This window comes from Micromonospora sp. NPDC048947 (genome assembly GCF_040649495.1).
Taxonomy (GTDB): domain Bacteria; phylum Actinomycetota; class Actinomycetes; order Mycobacteriales; family Micromonosporaceae; genus Micromonospora; species Micromonospora alfalfae.
The window spans coordinates 292,849-314,991 of record NZ_JBEZFO010000004.1 but is presented as its reverse complement, the minus strand read 5'-3'; the positions used below and the strand labels follow the sequence as shown (position 1 = coordinate 314,991).

The following is a 22,143-nucleotide window of genomic DNA, read 5'->3' as shown; positions in this document are numbered from 1 at the left end:
CGGGCTCGACCGCCACCCGGCAGGGAAACACCAGATTCGGGAGCCATCTCCGCTTCGGCACTGCACGAATGCCGTGTCACAGCACCGAAAGACACGGCCCCAGGAAGGACCAGCACAATGACAGTTGTCCCAGACGACCACCTGATGACCCTGATCTGCGACACCTGCGGCGACACCGTCAAGGCCACCGCGTGCGTGCTCCCCGACGCGGAGGTCGTCTGGACCCTGGTGTCCGAACAGGGCTGGAGCGGTTCACCGTTCGCCACCGGCCCGCACCGCTGCCCGCACTGCAGCCTCCTGCCGCTCCCTGGTGGCGGCCATGCGTCGTGCGTCGACCACGGTCCTGGTGGCATCCTCGGCATCGACCACCTCGACGACGTGACCGTTGTCGCCGCCGCCGGTGACGTCGATCTCGATACCGGGGACACCCTGCGCACCGCCCTGCGTCACGCAGCCGACATGGGCGGGCACGTGGTGGTTGATCTGAGCCGAGTACACCTCATCGACTCCACCGGCCTCGGTCACCTCGTCCGCGCCCACCGCGAGGCCCGAGACCGTGGGGCCACCCTCTGCCTGGCCGCGCCCTCGCGGTTCATCCGTACCGTCCTGCACACCATGCGCCTGGACGGTGCCTTCCCCATCTTCGACAGCCCCGAAGAAGCCCTCGCCCAACTGTCGAAGGGGTCGGCTGTGGCGCAACCAACCGCAACCGCCGCCAAGGCCACTCGTTCCTGATCGAACTCGGTCCCGAAGCGAGGGCATCTTCGTCGCCCGCAGCGACATCTGACACCCATGGGATCGGATCGTTAGGAGTCAGGGGACGTTCGAACGCGGCCGCTGGTGCCGCGGCGGCTTTCGGGAACCGATCCCCACCTTGTGGTAGCACCCGTACTCGAAGGAGATTCGAGGCAGCCCATGAGTATCGCTGGTCTCGTCATCGCGCTCCTCGTCGGCGTCGCTATCGGCCTGCTCGGCAGGCTCGTCATTCCAGGACGCCAGGAGGCTCCGATCTGGCTGACCGTCTCCGTCGCGGTGGTCGCCGCGCTGGCGGGCAGCATCGTCGCCCGTCTCGCGGGCGTCGATACCAGCACCCTCAACCTCCTGACCCTGGTCATCCAGGTCGGTCTCGCCGGCATTGGCGTCGCGCTCGTCGTGGCCACCGCCAGGCCCGACCCATCCGACTCCCCCTGAACCGGAGACGACGCAGCGCCAGCACCAGAGGTGAACCACAAGCACGGTCAGGCCGGATTCCGCTCAAGGTGGACGAGGAGCAGGAGTGACATTTCTTGAGTCCCACCCGGTCGCGTTCCTGACCGGCGTGAGGCCGCCACCGGCTCGCCGTCCGCCATCTCTCCCGACCTCGTCACAGTCCAAGGAGCTGACCATGCACATGCCATGGCCGTTGCCCGATGAGAACTGGTCCGCCGACACCTCGCACCAGGCCGCACCGGACCACGAGGACCTGAGACTCGAGGCGCTGGTCGCGCAGCGATTGAGCATCGACTGGACCACGCGGCGTCAGCAGATCACCGTCTCCGTGCAGAACCGGGTCGTCATCCTCGCCGGCGTGGTGAGTGACGCGAACGCGCGGCAGGTCGCGGCGGACCTCGCCTACGACGTGCCGGGCGTCTTCGACCTCTGCAACACACTGCGGCTCAGCGGCCCACGGCGTGGTCACCGGTGACCGACGATCACCGGTGACGCTTTCAGGGGCGGTGACAGGCTGATGGTCGTCGCTTGGCTGACGTAGTAGCCGGTGTGCCGGGAAGACTGGTCGGCGACTTCGTCACCGACCCCACGGAGGACCACGGTGAGCCGCCCACCGGCGAACCGCACGCCACTCCTGCTCAGCCGCAGGAGTTGGCCTGAGGTACGCCGGATCGGGGACATTCTCCGGACCGAAACGGTCGGTGGGGTCCTGCTGCTGATCGCCGCCGTGCTCGCCCTCGCCTGGGCGAATTCGCCCTGGTCCGACGCGTACCGGTCGCTCGCGGACGTCACAGTGGGCCCTGCGGCGCTGCATCTGGACCTCTCGTTGGCGCAGTGGGCCGCCGATGGCCTGCTGGCGATCTTCTTCTTCGTCGCCGGGCTGGAGCTCAAGCGCGAGTTCGTCGCCGGTGACCTGCGCGAGCCCCGCCGGGCGATGCTGCCGGTCGCCGCTGCGCTCGGCGGCATGACGCTGCCGGCGCTGATCTACGTGGCGTTCAACCTCGGGGCCGGCGACGGGGCGTTGACCGGGTGGGCGATCCCGACCGCCACGGACATCGCGTTCGCCCTCGCCGTGCTCGGAGTGATCAACACGAGCCTGCCCTCGGCGATGCGCACGTTTCTGCTCACCCTCGCGGTGGTCGACGACCTGCTGGCCATTGTGATCATCGCGGTCTTCTACACCAGTACCCTGCACTTCGGGCTGCTGCTGCTCGCGCTGGCCCCGATGGCGCTGTTCGGTCTGCTGGTGCAGCGCCGGGTGCGGTCCTGGTGGCTGCTGCTGCCGCTGGCCGCCACGGCGTGGGCACTGGTGCACGCTTCCGGGGTGCATGCCACCGTCGCCGGGGTCGCGCTGGCCTTCACCGTGCCGGTGCTACGCCGCAAGCCGGGACCTGGGCCTGGCCTGGCGGAGCACTTCGAACACCGAATCCGACCCCTGTCCGCCGGGGTCGCGGTGCCGGTGTTCGCGTTCTTCGCCGCCGGAGTTTCGGTTGCCGGGGCGGGTGGCCTCGGCGCAACCCTGACCGACTCGGTCGCCCTGGGCGTGATCATGGGATTGGTGGTGGGTAAGGCGGCGGGCGTTCTCGGTGCCACCTGGCTCGTGCAGCGGTTCACCCGGGCCCGGCTCGCGGAAGGGCTGGCCTGGTGGGACATGGTGGGGTTGGCGCTGCTGGCCGGGGTCGGTTTCACCGTGTCGCTACTGATCGGTGAATTGGCGTTCGGCGCCGGCAGCGAACGCGACGACCATTCCAAGATCGGCGTTCTGCTCGGGTCGCTGCTGTCGGCGGTGCTGGCAACCGTCGTTCTCCGCGCTCGTAATCGGCATTACCAGGGGGTCTGCGCGCTGGAGGAGCGTGACAGCGACGCCGATGGGGTGCCCGACGTCTATGAGGAGCAGCCGACCAGGACGACCCCGTCCTGATCTGGCGCTCCTGGGCTACGGCGGCCAGCCGAGCAGTCGAGCGCCGAGTACGGCTGTCTGCAGCGTGAACCGTTGGGTCGGCTCACCGGGGTGGTAGCCGGTCAGGTCCCGGATGCGGTCGAGTCGGTAGGTGATCGCGCGGACGGACAGGTGCATCTGCCGGGCGGTTGCGGTGTGGTTGCCCTGGTTGTCGAAGAGCACGGTCAGGGTCTCCAGGTACGGCTCGGCACCGCCGCGCGCCGTGGTCAGTGGCCCGAGGACCGTGGTGACCAGGTCGGTGATGGCGTCGCGGTCACGCAGCAGCACGGGGAACACCAGCAGGTCGGCGGCATTGAGGACGGGCGTGGTGAAGCCGAGCCTGACGGCGTAGTCGAGTGTGTGGCGGGCCTCGTCGAGGGACGTGGCCAGGCCCTGCACCCCGGCTTGGGTACGGCCGACCGCGATCTGCCAGTTGCCCGCGCCGAGTTCGGTGAGGAGCAGGTGGGCGAGTTCGGCCGCGATGCCGCGTAGACCGCCGGCGCTGATGCAGACCACGTCGCCGTCGCGGAGGGTGGTGAGGGTGTTGCCTTCGCCGAACCTGGAGGCCAGTGCGGCATCGATGCGGTGCGTGATGCCGGGAGTCAGGCCGGCCGCACGGGCGATGAGGACGGTGTGGGTGGCCGACAGGCGGATGCCGTACCGGTGTGCGCGCTCGGCCAGACCTCCTGGGTCGGCGCGGCCGGTGAGCAGGTCGTTGACGAATGTGGCACGTTCGTTGTCGTGGCGATCCAGCTCGGCGCGGTTCTGCCGGGTGTACCCGTCCACGGCATCGGTGAGCAGGACACGGGCGGTGTCCAGCAGTGTCTCGGCGCGGGAATGCACGGCGGCGGCGGTGTCGGTCGACGCGACCGGTGTGGCGTTCCAGTGGGCAGTGGTGGCATCCAGCAGACCGGTAAGAAGATCGGGCAGCGTCAGCCCCTCATCCGCTGCGCGGGCACCCAGGTTGACCGCTGCCTGACGTCGGGCACTGGCCGGGACGTACAGCAGATCCTGGCAGTTGGCCGCCAGCCAATTGTCGTCGCTCATGGGCTGTTCCTTGTCGGCGTGCTGGTGGCCGCCGGTAAGCGGAGGCCCCCAGCCTCAGGTTTACACACCGATGTCGCGACGGTCGAACACGATGACTCCGGCGGTCGTGGTTGCGGCACCGAGGAGCACGAGGGCGAGAAGCTCGACCGGATGCCAGCCGGTGTGCAGCGGATCCGTGCCGATGAAGTAGTGGAACGGTGACAGCCAGCGCACCCAGTGCCACCCGTCGAGCATGCCGCCGATGGCGTTGGCCATGTAGGCGGCCAGGGCAAGGCCACCGGTGATCGCGAGGACGACAGCCCGTTTTCCGGTGGCGGCGCCAACGAGGAAGGCGACGCCAGCGAAGCTCCACACCAGGGCGACCAGGCCGGCGGACGCGGCGGCGACGTTCGCCAGGGGGATGTCCATGCCGATCCAGGGAACAATGATCATCAGCAGGATCCCCGGAATGGCGGCGATCCCGGTGAGCGCGCTGCCGGCGGCGGCCACCCGTTGCCAGGCGAAAGCGGCTCGCGAGACCGGATTGGCCAGCATCAGCTCCATGCCGCCGTCCTCCTCCGGCCGAGCGATCGTGCGGGCAGTCAGCGTGATGGCGCACATCAGGACCAGCAGTGGGCCGACCAGGCTGAAGATGGTCGCCTGCAGATAACCGGCGGGCGACAGCATGTCGGCGATGCCGAGGAAGTCCAGCATGCCCTGGGGCATCGCGTCCTGCTTCAGCTCCGCGGCGCCCTGGAACTGGCTGTAGAACGAGGTGTAGATGGCGGTGAAAGCGGCGACGCCACCGGCCCACCCGATCAATGCCAGCCGGTCGTCACGCCAGGTCTTACGCACCAGCGCGGGAAGCATCGCCGGCTCCTTCCCCGTGGTAGTAGAACGACAGGAACGTCTCTTCCAGGTCAGGCTCGGCCGACAACATGTCGACCACCTGATGACGCGCCGCTGCCTTGATCACCGGATCGATGCGGCCATCGACAGTGCATTTCAGCACCGGGCCGGACACCACCACGTCACTCACGCCGGGCAGGACACTGAACTCTGCCGGGTCCACCGGATCGTCGAAATGAATCTCGACGGCGCGGACCGCCCGCTTCCCCAGTGACTCGACCCGCTCGACCGCGGCCAACTCTCCGTCGCGGACGATGGCGACCCGGTCGGCCGCCTGCTGCACCTCGGCCAGGACATGAGAGGACATGAAGACGGTCTGCCCAGCACCACTGGCGTCGCGGACCATGGCCAGGAACTCCTGCTGCATGAGTGGATCCAGGCCACTGGTCGGCTCATCCAGGACCAGTACCGCCGGCCGGTGCATGAACGCCTGCACCAACCCGACCTTCTGCTTGTTGCCCTTACTCATCGTCCGTACCGAGCGCGAGAGGTCCAGGTCGAGCCGCTCCGCGAGCTCGGTCACCTGCGACCAGGCCACGCCGCCGCGCGCCGCGGCGAAGAAGCGCAGCAGGTCTTCCGCCTTGTCCCGGCCGGGAAACACGAGCTCGCCGGGCAGGTAGCCGATCTGCCGGTGCAGTGCGGTCCTGTCCCTGCGCGGGTCGAGCCCGAGCACAGTCGCGTGTCCACGAGTGGGGCGCAGGAAGTCCAACAGCAGCCGGATCGTGGTGGTCTTCCCGGCTCCGTTCGGTCCCAGGAACCCCACCACCTCCCCGGCGCGAACCTCCAGGTTGAGCCCCTCGATACCGCGACGCTGACCATAGAACTTGGTCAGGTCCTCGGTGAGCAGGGCGATGTCGCTTGTCATGCCCACATCGTCGCCGGCCTTGCTACCTGGCATCCAGGTCAGCATCCGGCCGACATGACACAGAGGCTGTTGCCGAACATCGGAAGCCAGTAGTCCGATCACCAGCCCGGGGGCCTCCGCGCCGCGACCGCCGGGAGTACTCTCACGTCAGGTGCGCCGGGGAGTCTGGTCGGCAGGTCATGTCCTGCTGCGGCTCTGGAGGCTCCGATGGGCGTTTCTGCCCTGCGCACCGAACATCTGTCCAAGCGGTACGGACGGCTGCTCGCCCTCGATGACCTCACCCTCGACGTCGCGGCGGGTGAGGTGTTCGGGTTTCTCGGCCCCAACGGTGCCGGAAAGTCAACGACGATCCGGCTGCTGCTCGGCCTTGCCCGACCCACCTCCGGACGGGCCTGGGTCTTCGACACCGATACCGCCGATGTCGCCGCGGCCCACCGCAGGCTCGCCTACGTGCCGGCGGATGTGGCGCTGTGGCCACGGATGACCGGAGCCGAGGTGCTGGACCTGCTCGCCCGGATCGGCCCCGGCACGGACACCGCCTACCGCGACGAGCTCATTCAACGATTCGCGCTGGACGTGTCCAAACCGGCCGGCACCTACTCGACGGGCAACCGGCAGAAGATCGCCCTGATCGCGGCGTTCGCCACCCGGGCGCCTCTGCTGGTGCTCGACGAGCCGACCAGTGGCTTGGACCCGCTCATGGAACTGCAGTTCCGGCAGGCGGTCGGGGTCGCCCGTGACAACGGGCAGACGGTGTTCCTCAGCTCCCACCAGCTCGCCGAGGTCGAGGCGGTCTGCGACCGCGTCGGTATCCTGCGCGCCGGTGAACTGGTGGAGGTGGCGTCCGTCGCACAGCTACGTCGACTGCACCACACCGAAGTGGCCGCGACATTCACCGGCACGCCACCGAACCTCACCGGCGTCCACGGCGTCCACGGCCTGCACACAGACGGCACCGAAACAGTGCGGTTCACCTTGAACGGCTCCCCCGCCGCGGCGCTGCGCGCCCTGGCCGACGCCGATGTGGCGACGATCGTCGTCCGGGAGCAGAGCCTGGAGGAGATCTTCCTCGCCTACTACGGGCAGAACGCCCGATGATCGCGATCATGGCGGCAGCAGCCCGCCCGGAGCGTGTGCTGAGAGGGCTCGCGGTGTGCCAGGTGCGCCGTGGTGCTCTGGTCGTGACCGCTGTGTGCGCGGGCATGTCCGCCCTGGTGGTTGTCGGCTACCGCAGCGAGGCACTGGATCCGGCGGCGGTGGCGGCGCTGGCCCGCAACACGGCGATCCGCACCCTGTTCGGCGAACCGGTCGCGCTCGACAATGCGGGCGGGTTCACGGTGTGGCGTACAGGCACCGTCCTGGCGGTCCTGCTCGGAGTGTGGGCGATGCTGGCCGCCACCCGGATCACCCGCGGGGAGGAGGACGCCGGCCGGTGGAGTCTGTTGCTGTCCGGCCGCATCACCCTCGCCGAGGCGGTCCGCCAGCACCTCGGTGTGCTGGCCGTCGTTCCGGTCCTCGTTGGAGCGGCGACCGCAGCGGCGATGATCGCTGCGGGCGTGGACGCCGCGGGTTCGTTGTTGCACGGCACCGGCCTCGCCGCCGTCGGGCTCTTCTTCGTCGCCGTCGGGGGCGTCAGCGCGCAGCTGTTCGTCAGCCGTTCGGCGGCCAACGGTGCCGCCGCCGCCGTCCTGGTCGTGGGGCTCCTCACGCGGATGGTCGGCGACGGTGTGCCCGCGCTGGCCTGGCTGCGGTGGCTGTCCCCGTTCGGCCTCTTGGCGTTGACCCGCCCGTTCGACAGCAATCGAGGGTTGCCGGTGTTGGTGCTGGCGTTCGCCGCGGTGCTGCTGCTGGCGTTCGCCGGTCGGCTTGCGGCGCGGCGTGACGTCGGCGCGGCGATTCTTGCGACGCGCGGCAGTCGGCCGGCGCGTACCGCGTTGCTCGGTTCGGTGCCCGCCTTCGCAGTACGGCGCACCATGCGACCGCTGGCCGCATGGTCGGCCGGGACCGGCGCGTACTTGCTGCTCCTGGGCCTGATCGCCCGGTCCATGACCGAATTCCTTACCGGCAACCCCGATTTCGCGGCCATGGCGGCCCAGGCCGGCTTCCCGGCACTCGGCACGGTCGAGGGCTACGCGGCCACCCTGTACACGCTGCTGGCCATCCCGGCCGGGGTGTTCGTCGCCGTGCGGCTCGCCGCCACCGCCGCGGACGAGAACGCCCGGCGTCTCACCCTGCTGCTGGCCGCACCGGTGACCCGGGCACGGCAGTTGGCCGCCGAAGCGGCCGTCGCTGGTTGCGCCGCGCTGGTCCTGATCACTGTGGCGGGCGTCGCCATGTGGGCCGGCACGGCCACTGTCGATGCCGGCCTTGGGGCCGGTGACGCGCTCGTCGGCGCCTGGAACGTCGTGCCGGTCGTGCTGCTCTGTCTGGGAGCTGCCGTCCTGGCGCTCGGATGGACACCGCGCGCTGTCGCGGCGATCGGCGCCCTCCCGGCCGCTGGCGGGTTCCTGTGGCAGGTCCTCGCCGACAGCATCGACGCGCCCTCCTGGATCCGGGCGCTGTCCCCGTTCGCGCACCTGGCCGCGGTCCCGGCCACCGCACCGGCATGGCCGTCAGCGTTGGGGATGGTCGGCATCGCCGCAGCAGGAGTGGTCGCCGGCACGATCGGCTACCGTCGGCGTGACCTCTATGCCTGAGCGGGGTAGCCGTCGCAGCAGCCGCGATCGGCTGCCCGGGAGCCACCGAGCTTGACCAGAATCGCCGTGGTGTCGCGGCGAAGGTGGTGCGGTCTCCGTCAGTGCTCACTGGCGCGGCTATCCTTGATCGAGTACGACCTGTATGCATATGTCCGCTAACTGAGGGGGGACCGTGCCCGATCAGATCGACATCGCCCGCCTGCGGGACGTGCTCGACGGACCGTGGGCCGCAGTCCGCAACGCGCACCGGGAGCACCTCGACGCGCGTTTCCTCCCGGTGTACGGCGAGACCGGTGACCAGGCACGGGAGCGGATCACCCGACTGCTCGGCGAACTCCCCGCCGAACTGGGCATGGCCTCTGCCTTCCCCACCGAGTACGGCGGCAGCTCCGACGTCGGCGGCTCGATCATCGCCAGTGAGATGCTGGCGCAGGTCGACCTGTCGCTGATGGTCAAGGCGGGCGTGCAGTGGGGCCTGTTCGGCGGCGCTGTCCAAGCCCTCGGCACCCAGCGGCACCACGACGCCTATCTGCGGGACATTGTCTCCGGCACTGTCTTCGGCTGCTTCGCGATGACCGAGACCGGGCACGGCTCCGACGTCCAGCAGCTGCGCACCACCTGCACGTACGACCCGCAGACGCAGACCTTCGACCTGCACACCCCGCACGAGGCGGCCCGCAAGGACTACATCGGCAACGCCGCCCGGGACGGGCGGATGGCGGTGGTCTTCGCGCAGCTGATCACTAACGGTCAGCGGCACGGCGTACACGCGTGGTTGGTGCCGATCCGCGACGAGCGGGGCAACCCGCTGCCCGGCGTGAGCATCGGCGACGCCGGGGCCAAGGCCGGCCTGCTCGGCGTGGACAACGGACGGCTCACCTTCGAGCACGTACAGGTGCCGAGGGACATGCTTCTGGACCGCTACGGTCAGGTCGCACAGGACGGGACGTACTCCAGCCCGATCGAGAACGACTCCCGGCGCTTCTTCACCATGCTCGGCACCCTGGTCCGCGGCCGGGTGAGCGTGGGTGGCGCGGCGTCGGCGGCCACGAAGTCGGCGCTGACCATCGCGGTGCGCTACGGCGACATCCGCCGTCAGTTCGGCACCCCCGACGCGCAACGGGAGGTGCTGCTCAACGACTATCTGGCCCACCAACGCAAGCTGCTGCCGGCCCTGGCCACCACGTACGCGCTGCACTTCGCCCAGACCGAGCTGGTCGCCGCGCTCAGCGAGGTGCAGGGCGGCGACGGGCCGGTCGACGAGCATCGGCAACGGGAGCTGGAATCCCGGGCCGCCGGCCTCAAGGCCGCGCAGACCTGGCACGCGACCCGCACCATCCAGATGTGCCGCGAGGCGTGCGGCGGCGCCGGTTACCTTGCCGAGAACCGCCTACCCAGCCTCAAGGCCGATACCGACGTCTTCACCACCTTCGAGGGCGACAACACGGTGCTGCTCCAACTGGTGGCCAAGGGGCTGCTCACCGGCCACCGGGACGCTTTCGGCTCGCTGGACGGCTGGGGCCGGGCCTCCTTCGTCGCCGAGCAGGTCCGCGAGATGGTGCTCGAACGCACCGCCGCGCGGTCGCTCATCGAGCGGCTGATCAGCGCCGTGCCAGGTCGTGACGAGGAGGTCGCGGTCACCGACCGCGGTTGGCAGCTCAAGGTTTTCGAGGACCGCGAGAGGCACCTTCTCGACGGGGCGGTCCGCCGCCTGCGCAACGGCGCGGCCACGAAGAAGGACCGGCCCTTCGACATCTTCAACGACGTCCAGGACCACGTCCTGACCGTCGCCGCCGCGCACATCGACCGGGTCACCCTGGAGGCGTTCGTCGCCGGCATCGAAGACACCCCCGACCCGGCGGTCCGGGCGCTGCTCTCGCGGGTCTGTGACCTGTACGCGCTCAGCGTCATCGAGGCCAACAAGGGATGGTTCCTGGAGCACGGCCGGCTCACACCGGCCCGCGCCAAGGCCATCACGGGCGTGGTCAACGGCCTACTCAAGGAGCTACGCCCGCACCTGCGCACGCTCGTGGACGGTTTCGCCATCCCGGACGCCTGGCTGCACTGCGCCATCCTCAGAGAGGAACCCCAGCGGCAGGAGAGCATGGCCACCCACGACGCCGCCGACGATCCCCAGGTGGTCCCGGCGTAGGAGGAAGAGTCCTGCGGCGCTGACGTCTGGGCGGAAGGCTTCAGAAGCTGGTCTTCTCCAGCTTGGTGATCTTCTTGCCGTTGTCGGACGCGTCGTCCTGTTCGCCGCAGGCGGCGACGCCGAGGGCCAGGGCCGCGGTCACCGTGAGCGCGAGGGCACGCTTCAGTGTCGTGAACGCAGATGCAAGCCGGCAATGACCTCACCTCATGGGGTGACCGCGCCAGAGCTGTCCTCGGCCAGCTCGGCGAACCAACGGCGATCACGGCGGAACACCTCGCGGACCGTGAGCCCGGCGGTAGAGGCCACCCCGGTGACGGCCATGGTGTCGAGTCGGGCCCACCGAAACGGTGGCCCAAGGCGAGAACCACCGCCGGCGGCCTGAAGGGCGAGTTGGGCCTGACCGCGCCACAGTCCTGGGCCTGGTGCTTCGAGTTCGATGAGCACGGTGCCGCCGGGGCGCAGCAGGTCGTGGCACCGGCCGAGGAGGGTGACGGGGTCACCGCCGATGCCGATGTTCCCGTCGATCAGTAGCGCGTGCGCCCAACGCCCTTCTGCGGGCAGTGGGGCGAAGACGTCTCTCTGGAGGGCGATTGCGCCTCGGGCCCGGGTCAACCGAACCGCTTGCGCGGAGATGTCGACTCCGACGGCGGTCAGTCCGGCCCGGGTGAGTGCCAGTGTGAGCCGGCCTGGACCGCAGCCAAGGTCGAGCGTCGGGCCGGTGCATCGGGCGACGAGTGCGGCCACCGCCGGTTCGGCCGGGCCGTGCCACCGGCGTACCGGCAGACGGCTGCGCCAACCGTTGTCGCAGTGCACCAGCCAGTGGTCGTCGGTGCGGCGCCGCAACGCGCTGCCGAATGCCTCGGTCGGTCTGGTCCGGATGCTGCGGCTCACCGTGGGTTCCCGGGCGTCAGGCTGCGCTGAACCGCCGCGACCTGGCGGGCGAAGCGGCTGCCGGTACCGTGCCGCGCCGGGTGGGCCTCCGGGTGGGCCGCTTTCTGGCCCCCGGACCGCCCGGGCAAGACCGTCGCGGCCCGACCAGGACGACCGTCGGCAAGCCCAGGGCGACCGTCGGCAGTCACGTCGGTCGACCATGTCGGCGCATCGCTGGAAGTCGACGCGGCCACCGCCAGTGCGTCGGCCCACTCGTCGACGTCTTGAAGCAGGGGTAAGGGATCTACCCGCAGATCCGCATTGCGTAAGGCCACGATGGTGTGGTGTCCGGTCAGTGCGGTGGACATCGGCACGGCGCGAAGCACGGCGGCGTGCCGAGGGTTGTGCAGGCCCAGGGCCCACCACCCGCCGTCGATGGCAGGGCCGAGTACGGCGTCAGTCAGGGTGAGGCGGTGGACGGCCGCATCGAGCTGCGCCGACGTCAGCTGTGGCGTGTCCATGCCGATCTGGAGCACAGGTCGACCCGGGTAGGCGTCCGCCACGTCGGCGTGGGCGTTGGCGAGACGATCGCCGAGGTCGGTGCCGCGCTGCGGCAGGATCTGCCAGCCGGCAATCGCCGCGGTCAGCTCGGCGGCTTCTTCGGCGTCGGCCAGCCGACCGTGCAGGGCGAGGACGGGTGTGACGCCGGGCGTGGCGCGTACGGTGTCCAGACTGTCCAGCAGTGCCGCGGCGGCGATCCGGGCCGCCTGCAGGTGGCTGGCCGGTGGGCAGAGACGGGTCTTCACCGCCCCGGGCACGGGTGCCTTCGCCATCACCAGCAGAACTGTCACCGCGATCGCTCCACAGTGCGCAGTACCCCGGCGAAGTCCCGGGTCGCGCGGAGCGTGCCGCGTACCGAGCCGGAGACCTTCGACCGGGTGCCGACGGCGCGGTGCGAGTACCGCACGTCGAGTTCCCGGATCCGCCAGCCCGCGGCGGCGGCGCGGATGAGTAGTTCCAACGGGTATCCGAAGGCGCGGTCGGTGACTCCGAGGCCGAGCAGCGCTTCGCGGCGGGCCACCCGAATCGGGCTGAGGTCGCGCAGCGGTATGCCCCGGTGCCGCAGCAGCGCCGCGACCAGCGCGGTGCCGGCCCGGGCATGCCACGGCCAGACACCGGCGGCGACGGGCCGGCGACGACCGACCACCAGATCAGCCGACCCGTTGGCCACCGGCGCGACCAGTGCCGGGAGTTCGGTGGGATCGAAGGAGCCGTCGGCGTCGAGCACACAGACCAGTGCGCCCTGCGCCGCCTCCAGGCCGGTGTGTACGGCCGCGCCGTAGCCCCGACGCGCTTCGTGGACGACCCGGGCGCCGTGCCGGGCCGCGACCTCCGCTGAGCCGTCCCGGGAGCCGTTGTCCACCACGATCGCCCGGTAGCCGGGTGGCAGGGCGGTCAGGACGCCGGGTAGCGCCGCGGCTTCGTCGAGACACGGCAGTACCACGTCGATCGGTGATGGCATACCGGAAACGCTAGGACGCCAAGCCGCCTTGGATGGGCGAAATCAGACCATCAGCGTCCATGCCAGGGTCGCTCCCTCATCGAACGGTGATGTCCGGCCCGTTCCCGCACCACCGGGCCGGTGATGGCCGTACCGTCCGGTCGTCATGAGAGTGCTCGCGCCCCTGCGCCGGGGACCGGACGTGCCCGCCCGGCGTGTCGACGCCGACCTCGTGGTGCTCGGCGTCGAGGTGGCGTTGGTCGCTGCCTCGGTGGCGGTGGGCGCGCTGCTCAACGCGCGCGGTGTCGGTCTGCACGCCGACGCCGCGCCTCTCTACGCCACCTGGCGTCCGCACCTGGGTTGGGGTACCCCGGCCGCGCTGTTGGTCGCCGCCGTGGTGCTCGGCTGGGGCGTCCGGTGGGCCCGGACCGCCGGGTGGGGCCGGCTGCTGGTTGCCGCCTACCTCGCGGCGGTCGCGTGGACGATGTCGTTGGCGCTGGTGGACGGCTGGTCGGCCGGTTTCACCCGCCGACTCACCCCGCAGGCCGAATATTTGCACGAGGTGCCCCGAGTCGCCGACATCACGACCATGCTGGCCGGCTTCAGCGCCCGGATCCTCGATTTTCAGCCGAACGCGTGGTCCACCCACACCGCCGGCCATCCACCGGGTGCGCTGCTGCTCTTCGTCGGGTTGGACCGGATCGGCCTCGGCGGCCCCACCGTCGCCGCCCTGGCATGCGTGCTGGTCGGGACGACGGTGACCGTGTCGGTGCCGGTGACGCTGCGGGCCCTCGGCGCGGAAGAAGCCGCCCGCCAGGTGCTGCCGTTCCTGGTGTTGCTGCCCGGCGCGATCTGGGTGGGAGTCTCGGCCGACGGCATCTTCGCCGGTGTGGTCGCGGCGGGGCTGGCCCTGCTGGTGGTGCGGGGACTGGTCGCCGCCGCGGTCGGGGGCCTGTTGCTCGGCTTCGCCCTCTACCTGTCGTACGGCCTCGTACTCGTGGGCGTCCTCGCCCTGGCGGTGGTGGCACTGCGACCGCGAGACCGGTGGCCGGCGATGCTCGCCGCACTGGCCGGCGCCGGTGCGGTGGTTGCCACCTTCACGTTGGCCGGTTTCTGGTGGCTGGACGGCTACCACCTGGTGGTTGAGCGGTATCACCAGGGCTGGGCGGCGGATCGCCCGTACGGCTACTGGGTGTGGGCGAACATGGCGGCGCTTCTGCTCTGTGCGGGCCCGGCGCTCGGGCCCGCACTGCGCAGGACCGCGCTCGCGTCGGCCGGTCCGGCGCGCAGCGTAGCGATGCGATGGCGTGGGCCGGACCGAGCCGGGATGAGTGCCTGGCTTGACGCCCTGCGGGGAGCCGGGCCGACGGTGCTGCTGCCGCTGGCCGCCGTGCTGGCGGTCGTCGCGGCTGATCTGTCCGGGCTGAGCAAGGCGGAGGTGGAACGGATCTGGTTACCGTTCGTGGTCTGGCTGCTGGTGGCCGCCGCCCACCTGCCGCCGGCCGCCCAACGGTTGTGGCTGGCTGGGCAGGTGGCCACCGCTCTCGCGGTCAGTCACCTGCTGTGGACGGTGTCCTGATCCGCCGGCGGCAGTGCGACGGCCTCAGGCGGTGAGGGCGGCCGGTTCCCGTAGCGGATCGGTGGCGAAGGCGGCCACCCCCTCGGCGAACCCGACCCGGGCGGTGTAGCCGAGCAGCTTCGCCGCCCGCCGGGGATCGGCGACCACGTGTCGGACGTCGGCCGCCCGGCCACCACCGACGATCTGCGGCGCCGGCCCGGCCATCGCCTCAGCGAGGGCAACAGCCAGCTCACCCACCGTGTGCGGCTCGCCCGAGCAGACGTTGACCGGCACGAGGCCCCGCGGTGGCGAGGCGGTCAACGCCAGCAGGTTGGCCCTGGCGACGTCGGTGACGTGGACGAAGTCGCGGCGCTGCCGACCGTCCTCCAACACCCTCGGCGGCAGACCCTCCGCCAGTGCGGACCGAAAGATCGAGGCCACCCCCGCGTACGGGGTGTCCCGGGGCATCCGAGGGCCGTAGACGTTGTGGTAGCGCAGCGCCCAGACGCTCCCGCCGGTCTGCCGCGCCCACGCGGCGGCCAGGTGTTCCTGGGCAAGCTTGGTGGCCGCGTACGTGCTTCGCGGCTCAAGGGGCGCGTCCTCGGGCACCAGAGCTGGCGAGAGGGTGCCCGCGCAGTCCGGGCAGGTTGGCTCGTACCGGCCGGCGGCCAGATCGGCGACACTACGGGAGGCGGGCCGTACGGTGCCGTGCGCCGCGCAGACGTACCGACCCTCGCCGTAGACGACCATCGAGCTGGCCAGCACCAGCCGGGTCACACCGGCCCGGTGCATCGCGGCGAGCAGCACCACGGTGGCGTAGTCGTTGTGGCTGACGTAGTCGGGGGCGTCGGACGGATCCAGCCCGTGTCCCACCATCGCCGCCTGGTGACACACCACGTCCACTCCGGGAAGAAGCCGGTCCAGCAGCGGGGCGTCCCGGACGTCACCGACCACCGGGGCGTGCCGCCGGGACCACTCGGGGATTTCCCGGCCGTGTGCCTGAGGCAGCAACGCGTCGAGCGCCACCAGGTCGTGGCCCGCGGCGACGAGCAGGTCGGCGATCTGCGATCCGATGAAACCGGCCGCGCCGGTGAGCAGTACCCGCATCCCGGTGACCGTAGCCCGCGCCGGGCCCGTGCGCGGCTGCTTCACCTGCCTGCCAGGCGATCGGTATCCCGGTATGCGCCAACTTCGGCGCCCACGGCGTCTAGCGTCGCGGGATATGGGTGTGACGGACCGGCAGACGGGTTTCCCCCAGCGGTGGTGGAGGGCCCTTGAGCGGCACCCCCCACCGATCCCCGGTCTGCGCGGAGACCGCTGGCGCAGCCCGCTGCGGGGTCCATGGCTGACCGCCGTCTACGGCGCCGTGCTCCTCGTCGGGCTGCCGCTGGTGATCATCACCGGGCTGCTCGACTACGCCGCCTACGGCCCCCAGTTCGATCAGGCCCTACCCCGCGAGGTGGGCTGGTTACGGCTGCCGCCGTTCGACTGGCCGACTCGGCCGTCCTGGCTGTTCCGGGTCACCCAGGGGCTGCACGTGACGCTCGGCATCATCCTGATCCCCGTGGTGCTGGCGAAGCTCTGGTCGGTGATCCCGAAGCTCTTCATCTGGCCACCGGCCCGCTCGCTGGCCCAGGTGCTGGAGCGGCTGTCCCTGCTGCTGCTGGTCGGCGGGATCCTCTTCGAGATCGCAACCGGTCTGCTCAACATCCAGTACGCGTACCTGTTCGGCTTCGACTTCTACACCGCGCACTACTTCGGCGCCTGGGTCTTCATCGCAGCGTTCGTGGCACACGTGACGCTGAAGCTGCCCCGGCTGGTCAGCGCACTCCGATCCCGGCCGGCCCTGCGGGACCCCCGCCGACCGGGGCAGCGCGAGCCACGTCGGGCCGAGCTGCGTACCCCGCTGACCGCGACCCGGCCCGAGCCACCCGATCCGGACGACCTGGTGGCCACCACACCCGGCGCACCGACAATGAGCCGACGCGGCGCGATAGCCCTGGTCGGTGGTTTGTCGCTGCTGCTCGGCGCCCTCACGATCGGGCAGAGCCTCGACGGTCGCTGGCGTCGCACCGCACTGCTGCTACCGCGCGGACGTGAGCCCGGCACCGGACCGAACGGCTTTCCGATCAACCGCACCGCCGCCACGGCAGGTATTCGGCCAGACGAGACCGGGCAACGGTGGCGGTTGACGGTGCGGGGCGGCGGCCGTCTCGTCACCCTCGACCGTCCCCGCCTGCTGGCCATGGGCCAGCACACCGCCCGCCTGCCGATCGCCTGCGTGGAGGGGTGGTCGACACGACAAACCTGGTCAGGTGTACGACTGCGCGACCTCGCCGCCCTGGTCGGCGTGGACGATCCGGCGTCGGCGCAGGTGCGGTCGCTGGAGAAGGCCGGGTTGTTCAACCAGGCGATCCTCCAGGCCAACCAGGTGCTCGACGCCGACTCTCTGCTCGCGCTGCGGGTCAACGGCGCCGATCTCTCGGCCGACCACGGCTTTCCCGCCCGGGTGATCGTTCCCGCTCTGCCCGGCGTGCACTGCACGAAATGGGTCGCCGACATCACCTTCCGGACCGGCGCCGATGGCTGAGCCTCTCCCCCGATTCCGGGCGGCCTACGGATCGTCCCCACAGCACCTCGTCGCCATGATCGCCTGCTTCACCCTCACCGGCTGGGTAGCACTGCGAATCGCCGAAGAGGCCACGGCCGGCCGGATGCTGCTCTGGTTCGTCGGCGCGGCCGTCGCCCACGACCTCATCCTCTTTCCGATCTACGCGTCGGCCGACCGGGTGCTGCGCGGTGCGCTCCGGCGCTCCGGCCACGCCGCTACGGACGGTCAGTCGCCCGCCGCACACCACCCGCTGCCTCGCCGAGCCGGGCATACGCCATCCCGACCATCCCCGCTGAACCACATCCGGGTACCGGCACTCGCCACCGGGCTGCTGTTCCTGGTCTACCTTCCCGGCATCCTGCGGCAGGGCCGGGAGACCTATCTCGCGGCCACCGGTCAGGACCAGCATCCGTACCTGGCCCGCTGGCTGGCAATCACCGCCACGCTGTTCCTGGTCAGCGGCGTCTGGTACCTCGTGTGGCGGATCCGCTGGCGACGGGTCGGCGGTTCGGCGCGTTGAACAGGTGACTCCCCGTCGCTGACCCCGAAAGGCACGAGCATGACGAGGTCCGCGGAACTGTCCCAGGCCGAAGTGGGGGTGATCGGTGGCAGTGCCTTGGCGTCGAGGCCGAAGACCGCAGGCAGGCGCACCAAGTCAGTGACCAGGTCCCCACTCCCCCACAGGGATGGACGACGGATCATCTGCTACGGTAACCGGGTTGCAGTTTTGATTTCCGTAGACGTTTTCCAGCGCCTGATGGGTATCCGAAACCCACCCAGGCGCTTTTCGTTTTTCGTGTCGTTTCGACGCGGGTGATCAACGCGGCGGCGTGAGGGTCCGCACAGTGCGGTCTCTAACAGCCTGCGAGGAGCAGACATGACTACAGGTACCGTGAAGTGGTTCAACGCCGACAAGGGCTTCGGCTTCATCAGCCCGGACGACGGCGGCGCCGACGTCTTCGCCCACTTCTCCGCGATCTCGGCGAGCGGCTTCCGCAGCCTTGACGAGAACCAGAAGGTGGAGTTCGACGTCACCCAGGGCCAGAAGGGCCCGCAGGCGGAGAACATCCGCCCGCTCTGATCCACGCTCCGCGAACGGCGGCCCGGCTGATTCAGCCGTGCCGCCGTTCGGCGTTTCATGCGCTCGCCACGGCATCTCAGAATCATCTGATCGGGAGGCGAGTGGGTCGCGCAAACGAGCGCCGCGGCCGCGACGCTGCCGGTGGCCGAAATGGATCGGCTACTCACCCGCCTTTCTTCCCGCCTCTGGTGTCGCGGCGTCGCCTTCTGCTCTTCCGTATTCCTCATCCGCTACCGCTGCCAGTGCTGATGGGCTGGTCACGGCGAGGCCGTCCAACGCGTATCGCCACGGAGAGGAGAGCAGGCATTGCGCGACCAGCCGACGCGCCCACTGTGGAGGCACCGCCTGTGCCAGTGCGGTGAGCACCCGCCCTTGGAGGGCGGGGTCGTCGATCTCGGGTACCAGTTCCTCGGCCTCCCGATACGCACCGGCGGAAACCGAGGCCATTCCGGCCAGGAAGAGTGCCCTACTGCGACTGTGACGGCTTGGTAGGGCACGGCCCGACTCCACAGCCTCGGTGAGGAGGAAGCGCGCCCGAGTGTGGTCCCCGCAGGCCATGAATGCCTCGCCGACCTCAATGAGGCAGTCGACGCGATCCGTCGGGTCGGAGAGCTTTCGGCCTGCGGCTTCGGCCTCGACGAGCAGCAGGGCAGCCCGCTCCGGGTGCCCGCAGGCCGCGAGACCCTCAGCGACGAGCGTCAGTCGCCAGGCGCGGCGACCGATGTCCTTCAGTCCCCGGGCCTCCGTCTCGCACTGGATGAGGATGGACGTTCCACGTGCCTGCTGCCCTTGGACGCCTAGTTCCCTGCCCACCCGGTCGAGCGCTGGATTGCCGTACTCTCCCGGAAACTCAATCGACAGTGCCAGCGACTCGGCCTGCTTCCCCGCGCCAGCGGTTGCCAGCGCGACGGCGATGTCGTTGAGCTCGTATGCGTGGTGGGTGGGGTCGGTGAGCGCGGCGGCTGTCTCCGCCGCCTCCTGCAGGACCGCAAGAGCGCGTGACCGGTCGGTGCCGGTGGCCGCCGATTGCCCTACTGCTGTGAGAATCCGGACGCGCCACAGCGGATCGGTCAGCCCGCGGGCCACGGCCTCGGCTCGGTCCGGCGCCCCTGCGCTGACCAGTGCTCTGCCCAGTCGATGCCCTGCTCGTTCCGCGGCCTGAGGATCATCAATCTGCGCCGCAATGAGGACTTCGGCCTGACCGAGCAACGGAAGGGCTTGGTCCCGCCGTCCAGCCTTGGCCAGGGCGTCTGCCAGGTCGATCAGCTGCCAGGCATCGCGCAGCGGATCGACAGTGTCGTGCGCCAGCGCCTCAATCTCGACGGCCAGGGAGAACGCCTCGGGGTGTCGCCCTTCGACGATCAGCGCCTTCGCCACCGAGCCGAGAGCAGCCACCCGGTGGTAGGCGTCGCCGATGGAACGGGCCAATGCTTCAGCTTGCGATGTCTTGCCGAACCCTGCTAGATCCTTGCTGACAAAGGCCAGTAGCTGGTCCTTCTCTCTGATGTCGCGGGCGATGTCCTCGGCGCGCTCGGTGAAACCGGCGGCAGACAGGACAATCCCTATCCGCAGCAGGGTGGAGTCCGGCCCTCCCTCTTCCTCTGCCGCCGCCGACCGTGCGACGGCTTCGGCTTTGGCCAGCAGGTCGCCGACTCGTCCGCGTTGCTCCGGGCGGTCCCGCAGGACCCAGGCGACGTGGAGAGGGAAGGCTGACTCAGAGAGCAGGTCTCCGTCCCCGATCAGCGTCTGGGTCTGTGGCCACCCCGGATGGGCGTGCTCTGTGTCCTTCAGCGCGTGGAGCACCCGTTCCGCGCGGGCGAGGAGGTCGACGCGTCGCCATTCCTCGGCAAACGACAGCCCGTTGCGGGCCAGCTCGATGACCGTCCAGACCGCCGTCCCCGCTCGGTCGAGGTGGCCGGTCTCCTGCCATCCCTCGGCCACGGTCACCAGCGCCTCCGACTGCTCGGAGGGGACGACCAGGGCGGCCGCCTGGGCCTCCGCCTCCCGCAGTGCGGCTTCCGCTGCCTGGTGTCCGACCGACCACCAGGCCCGTCCCACGTCGACCAGGCCCCGAACGCGATCCTGCGGGTCGCGTTCAGCACGTGCGTTCTCGGCCGCTTCCGCGAGCACCGCCTCGGCATCTTCCTGTGCGCCAGTGCCGGCCAGCGCCTGCGCCGCCGCAATGAGCGCCTCGGCGCGCTGGCGCGGTTGAGACAGGCTCCGGGCCAGTGCCTCGGCCCGCCGAGGCTGCCCCAGCTCAACCCACACCGCCGGCAGACTGGCCGGGACGCATTCGTTGCGCTCGTGCAGCGCATCGCGCCGTACGGCCAATCGGAACAGAGCCGTGAGATCCGGTGTGTTCGCCTCGGACAGGGTGTGTTGGACCGAGCGGATCTCGGTCAGAGCCGCCGAGTCGCCGCCAGTCAGGTCCCGCATCCGATCATGGCGAGCGGAATCGGCGGCAAGGACGGCCATCCGGGACACATCCCCGGTGGAGAGCAACAGCGAGAAGTAGCCACGCAGGAGGTATTCCGGGGTTCCCAGCGGCCATCGCGCGGCAGCACATGCGTCTGCCCAGGCGTGGATCCGATCCCGGTAGGCACTCAGTATCTTCGGCCCGAGCATCCGGACCGCGTGTTCGCGAAGTTCCTCGTGCCCCAGGACGAAGACCACAGGGAGTTCGCCCGGCCGGGAGTGGCTCTCCCGCGGGCGGAAGGTGCGCCCGGCCCTGCTGCGCAGTATCTCCTCCACCTCGTACGGGTTCAGGTCCGTGAGCTCGGCCAACTCCGCGGTGCCGAGGCCGCCGCCCGAGGCGGTGAGCAGACTGAGCAGTTCACGCTCATGCCCCGAACTCGCCAAGAGGTGCTTCAGTTCGCGCTGTGCCTCCGTCCGGATCACCTGCGCGAAGGCAGAGCGGTCCAGGGGGCGAACGATGTCGGGGTCGCGCAGGGGGTGGTGTGCCGGTACGTCCGCCGGTATTGGTGGATGGGGTCTGCCGGCCACTATCACCCGCAGCCCGGCAGGCGGTCGGGCGGGCAGAAGCGCGGCGATACTGTAGGCGTCCGGTCCGGTGGTCACGCCGCGGTCCTCGTCCAGACCGTCGACCAGCAGCACCAGACGCTCGCCCCGCCGCTGACATCGGTGAGCCGCGTCGTTCAGCAGCCGCAGGAGGTGCGTTTCGCGGGTCGAGGCGGTCAGGAACGGGGCCGGACCTTCGCGGAGCAGTTCGCCAAGCTGTTCCAGGACGACGTCGGTGAAGGCGACTCTGTCGTTTTGTGCGGCAAACCGGGCCGTGACGAAGAACGGGACAACCCGCACTCCAGGGGGTGGGTGCAGAGCGAACCAGGACATCAGCGCGGTCTTCCCCGCCCACGCCCCGGCCTGCCACCAGATGTAGGGATCGCCTGCGTCGTCGGTGCAGAACGCGGCCAGTTCCCTGAGTTCCGCCTCGCGGCCGACCAGCACCTCCGGGACGATCCGCCTGATCTGCTCGCCGTACCCGGAACGCGGTACCGGCTGTATACCGACCTGTACGTCGCCGTAGACGATGCCGCTGTTGGCCACCGCCCCGGTCTGCGCCTGCGCCCCGCCGGTGCCGGACACTTTCACGGGCCCCGCCTGGCCTCTTCGTCCACCCGCCGCGGAATGCTCGTCTTGGGGCAGCATGCCTCGCTCCTTGTGATGCGTCACGGCGTTGCTCCATCCGCCGAGCCAGCGCCCAGTACC

General features: G+C 70.1%; 18 protein-coding genes and 1 pseudogene. 11 read left to right on the top strand and 8 right to left on the bottom strand.

Annotation, left to right across the window (positions count from 1 at the left end):
- The first annotated feature begins 117 nt into the window (after nucleotides 1-117).
- The 4 genes from AB0B98_RS08730 to nhaA all read left to right on the top strand — a co-directional run bounded on the left by AB0B98_RS08730 (nucleotide 118) and on the right by nhaA (nucleotide 3,130).
- Nucleotides 118-735: an STAS domain-containing protein gene (locus AB0B98_RS08730; RefSeq protein ID WP_357361599.1), complete on the top strand. Its 618-nt coding sequence runs from the start codon at nucleotides 118-120 to the stop codon at nucleotides 733-735.
- 180 nt (nucleotides 736-915) lie between these two features.
- Nucleotides 916-1,191: a GlsB/YeaQ/YmgE family stress response membrane protein gene (locus tag AB0B98_RS08725; RefSeq protein ID WP_357361598.1), complete on the top strand. Its 276-nt coding sequence runs from the start codon at nucleotides 916-918 to the stop codon at nucleotides 1,189-1,191.
- Nucleotides 1,192-1,384: 193 nt separating this feature from the next.
- Nucleotides 1,385-1,684 carry a BON domain-containing protein gene (locus AB0B98_RS08720; protein ID WP_238668071.1) on the top strand — a complete coding sequence of 100 codons (300 nt, stop codon included), beginning with the start codon at nucleotides 1,385-1,387 and terminating at the stop codon, nucleotides 1,682-1,684.
- Nucleotides 1,685-1,810: 126 nt separating this feature from the next.
- Entirely contained in the window at nucleotides 1,811-3,130 is a 1,320-nt protein-coding gene (gene nhaA, locus AB0B98_RS08715; RefSeq protein ID WP_357361597.1) for a Na+/H+ antiporter NhaA, read from the top strand.
- 15 nt (nucleotides 3,131-3,145) lie between these two features.
- Here the strand turns inward: nhaA and AB0B98_RS08710 are convergent, their stop codons facing one another.
- Genes AB0B98_RS08710 through AB0B98_RS08700 form a run of 3 tightly spaced genes read right to left on the bottom strand, consistent with a single transcriptional unit; the run spans nucleotide 3,146 to nucleotide 5,948 of the window.
- Nucleotides 3,146-4,195, bottom strand: a complete 1,050-nt coding sequence (locus AB0B98_RS08710; RefSeq protein ID WP_357361596.1) for a helix-turn-helix domain-containing protein — start codon at nucleotides 4,193-4,195, stop codon at nucleotides 3,146-3,148.
- A gap of 60 nt (nucleotides 4,196-4,255) precedes the next feature.
- Nucleotides 4,256-5,044, bottom strand: a complete 789-nt coding sequence (locus AB0B98_RS08705; RefSeq protein WP_357361595.1) for an ABC transporter permease subunit — start codon at nucleotides 5,042-5,044, stop codon at nucleotides 4,256-4,258.
- Nucleotides 5,022-5,948 (bottom strand): ABC transporter ATP-binding protein, encoded by a 927-nt coding sequence (locus AB0B98_RS08700; protein ID WP_357361594.1) that lies wholly within the window; start codon nucleotides 5,946-5,948, stop codon nucleotides 5,022-5,024. The genes AB0B98_RS08705 and AB0B98_RS08700 overlap by 23 nt, the downstream gene beginning before the upstream one ends.
- Before the next feature lie 207 nt (nucleotides 5,949-6,155).
- Here AB0B98_RS08700 and AB0B98_RS08695 point away from each other — a divergent pair, with 207 nt between their 5' ends.
- The 3 genes from AB0B98_RS08695 (at nucleotide 6,156) to AB0B98_RS08685 (ending at nucleotide 10,796) form a co-directional block, all read left to right on the top strand.
- Nucleotides 6,156-7,046 carry an ABC transporter ATP-binding protein gene (locus tag AB0B98_RS08695; protein WP_357361593.1) on the top strand — a complete coding sequence of 297 codons (891 nt, stop codon included), beginning with the start codon at nucleotides 6,156-6,158 and terminating at the stop codon, nucleotides 7,044-7,046.
- 8 nt (nucleotides 7,047-7,054) lie between these two features.
- Nucleotides 7,055-8,644 (top strand): hypothetical protein, encoded by a 1,590-nt coding sequence (locus AB0B98_RS08690; RefSeq protein WP_357361592.1) that lies wholly within the window; start codon nucleotides 7,055-7,057, stop codon nucleotides 8,642-8,644.
- A gap of 172 nt (nucleotides 8,645-8,816) precedes the next feature.
- Complete coding sequence (locus AB0B98_RS08685) at nucleotides 8,817-10,796, top strand: acyl-CoA dehydrogenase (protein ID WP_357361591.1); 1,980 nt, start codon at nucleotides 8,817-8,819, stop codon at nucleotides 10,794-10,796.
- 204 nt (nucleotides 10,797-11,000) lie between these two features.
- Here the strand turns inward: AB0B98_RS08685 and AB0B98_RS08680 are convergent, their stop codons facing one another.
- From AB0B98_RS08680 to AB0B98_RS08670, 3 genes and pseudogenes are all read right to left on the bottom strand, one after another.
- Nucleotides 11,001-11,639 (bottom strand): class I SAM-dependent methyltransferase, encoded by a 639-nt coding sequence (locus AB0B98_RS08680; RefSeq protein WP_357361683.1) that lies wholly within the window; start codon nucleotides 11,637-11,639, stop codon nucleotides 11,001-11,003.
- A 275-nt stretch (nucleotides 11,640-11,914) separates the two neighbouring features.
- A pseudogene (locus AB0B98_RS08675) lies at nucleotides 11,915-12,517 on the bottom strand (TIGR04282 family arsenosugar biosynthesis glycosyltransferase); the annotation flags it as partial.
- Complete coding sequence (locus AB0B98_RS08670; RefSeq protein WP_357361590.1) at nucleotides 12,514-13,188, bottom strand: glycosyltransferase family 2 protein; 675 nt, start codon at nucleotides 13,186-13,188, stop codon at nucleotides 12,514-12,516. The pseudogene AB0B98_RS08675 and the gene AB0B98_RS08670, both read right to left, overlap by 4 nt.
- 145 nt (nucleotides 13,189-13,333) lie before the next feature.
- On the opposite strand from AB0B98_RS08670, the gene AB0B98_RS08665 reads away from it, so the two are divergent.
- A complete protein-coding gene (locus AB0B98_RS08665; protein ID WP_357361589.1) occupies nucleotides 13,334-14,746 on the top strand; it encodes a hypothetical protein in 1,413 nt (470 codons plus the stop codon).
- 24 nt (nucleotides 14,747-14,770) lie between these two features.
- On the opposite strand, the gene AB0B98_RS08660 is transcribed toward AB0B98_RS08665, so the two are convergent.
- Complete coding sequence (locus tag AB0B98_RS08660; RefSeq protein ID WP_357361588.1) at nucleotides 14,771-15,832, bottom strand: NAD-dependent epimerase/dehydratase family protein; 1,062 nt, start codon at nucleotides 15,830-15,832, stop codon at nucleotides 14,771-14,773.
- 115 nt (nucleotides 15,833-15,947) lie between these two features.
- Between AB0B98_RS08660 and AB0B98_RS08655 the strand changes: the two genes are divergently transcribed.
- The 3 genes from AB0B98_RS08655 (at nucleotide 15,948) to AB0B98_RS08645 (ending at nucleotide 18,417) form a co-directional block, all read left to right on the top strand.
- Nucleotides 15,948-17,315, top strand: coding sequence for a molybdopterin-dependent oxidoreductase (locus tag AB0B98_RS08655; RefSeq protein WP_357361587.1), 1,368 nt, complete (start codon nucleotides 15,948-15,950; stop codon nucleotides 17,313-17,315).
- Entirely contained in the window at nucleotides 17,308-17,856 is a 549-nt protein-coding gene (locus tag AB0B98_RS08650) for a hypothetical protein (RefSeq protein WP_357361586.1), read from the top strand. The genes AB0B98_RS08655 and AB0B98_RS08650 overlap by 8 nt, the downstream gene beginning before the upstream one ends.
- A gap of 357 nt (nucleotides 17,857-18,213) precedes the next feature.
- A complete protein-coding gene (locus AB0B98_RS08645; RefSeq protein ID WP_043326981.1) occupies nucleotides 18,214-18,417 on the top strand; it encodes a cold-shock protein in 204 nt (67 codons plus the stop codon).
- A gap of 159 nt (nucleotides 18,418-18,576) precedes the next feature.
- On the opposite strand, the gene AB0B98_RS08640 is transcribed toward AB0B98_RS08645, so the two are convergent.
- Nucleotides 18,577-22,107 carry a hypothetical protein gene (locus AB0B98_RS08640; protein ID WP_357361585.1) on the bottom strand — a complete coding sequence of 1,177 codons (3,531 nt, stop codon included), beginning with the start codon at nucleotides 22,105-22,107 and terminating at the stop codon, nucleotides 18,577-18,579.
- Nucleotides 22,108-22,143: the final 36 nt, after the last annotated feature.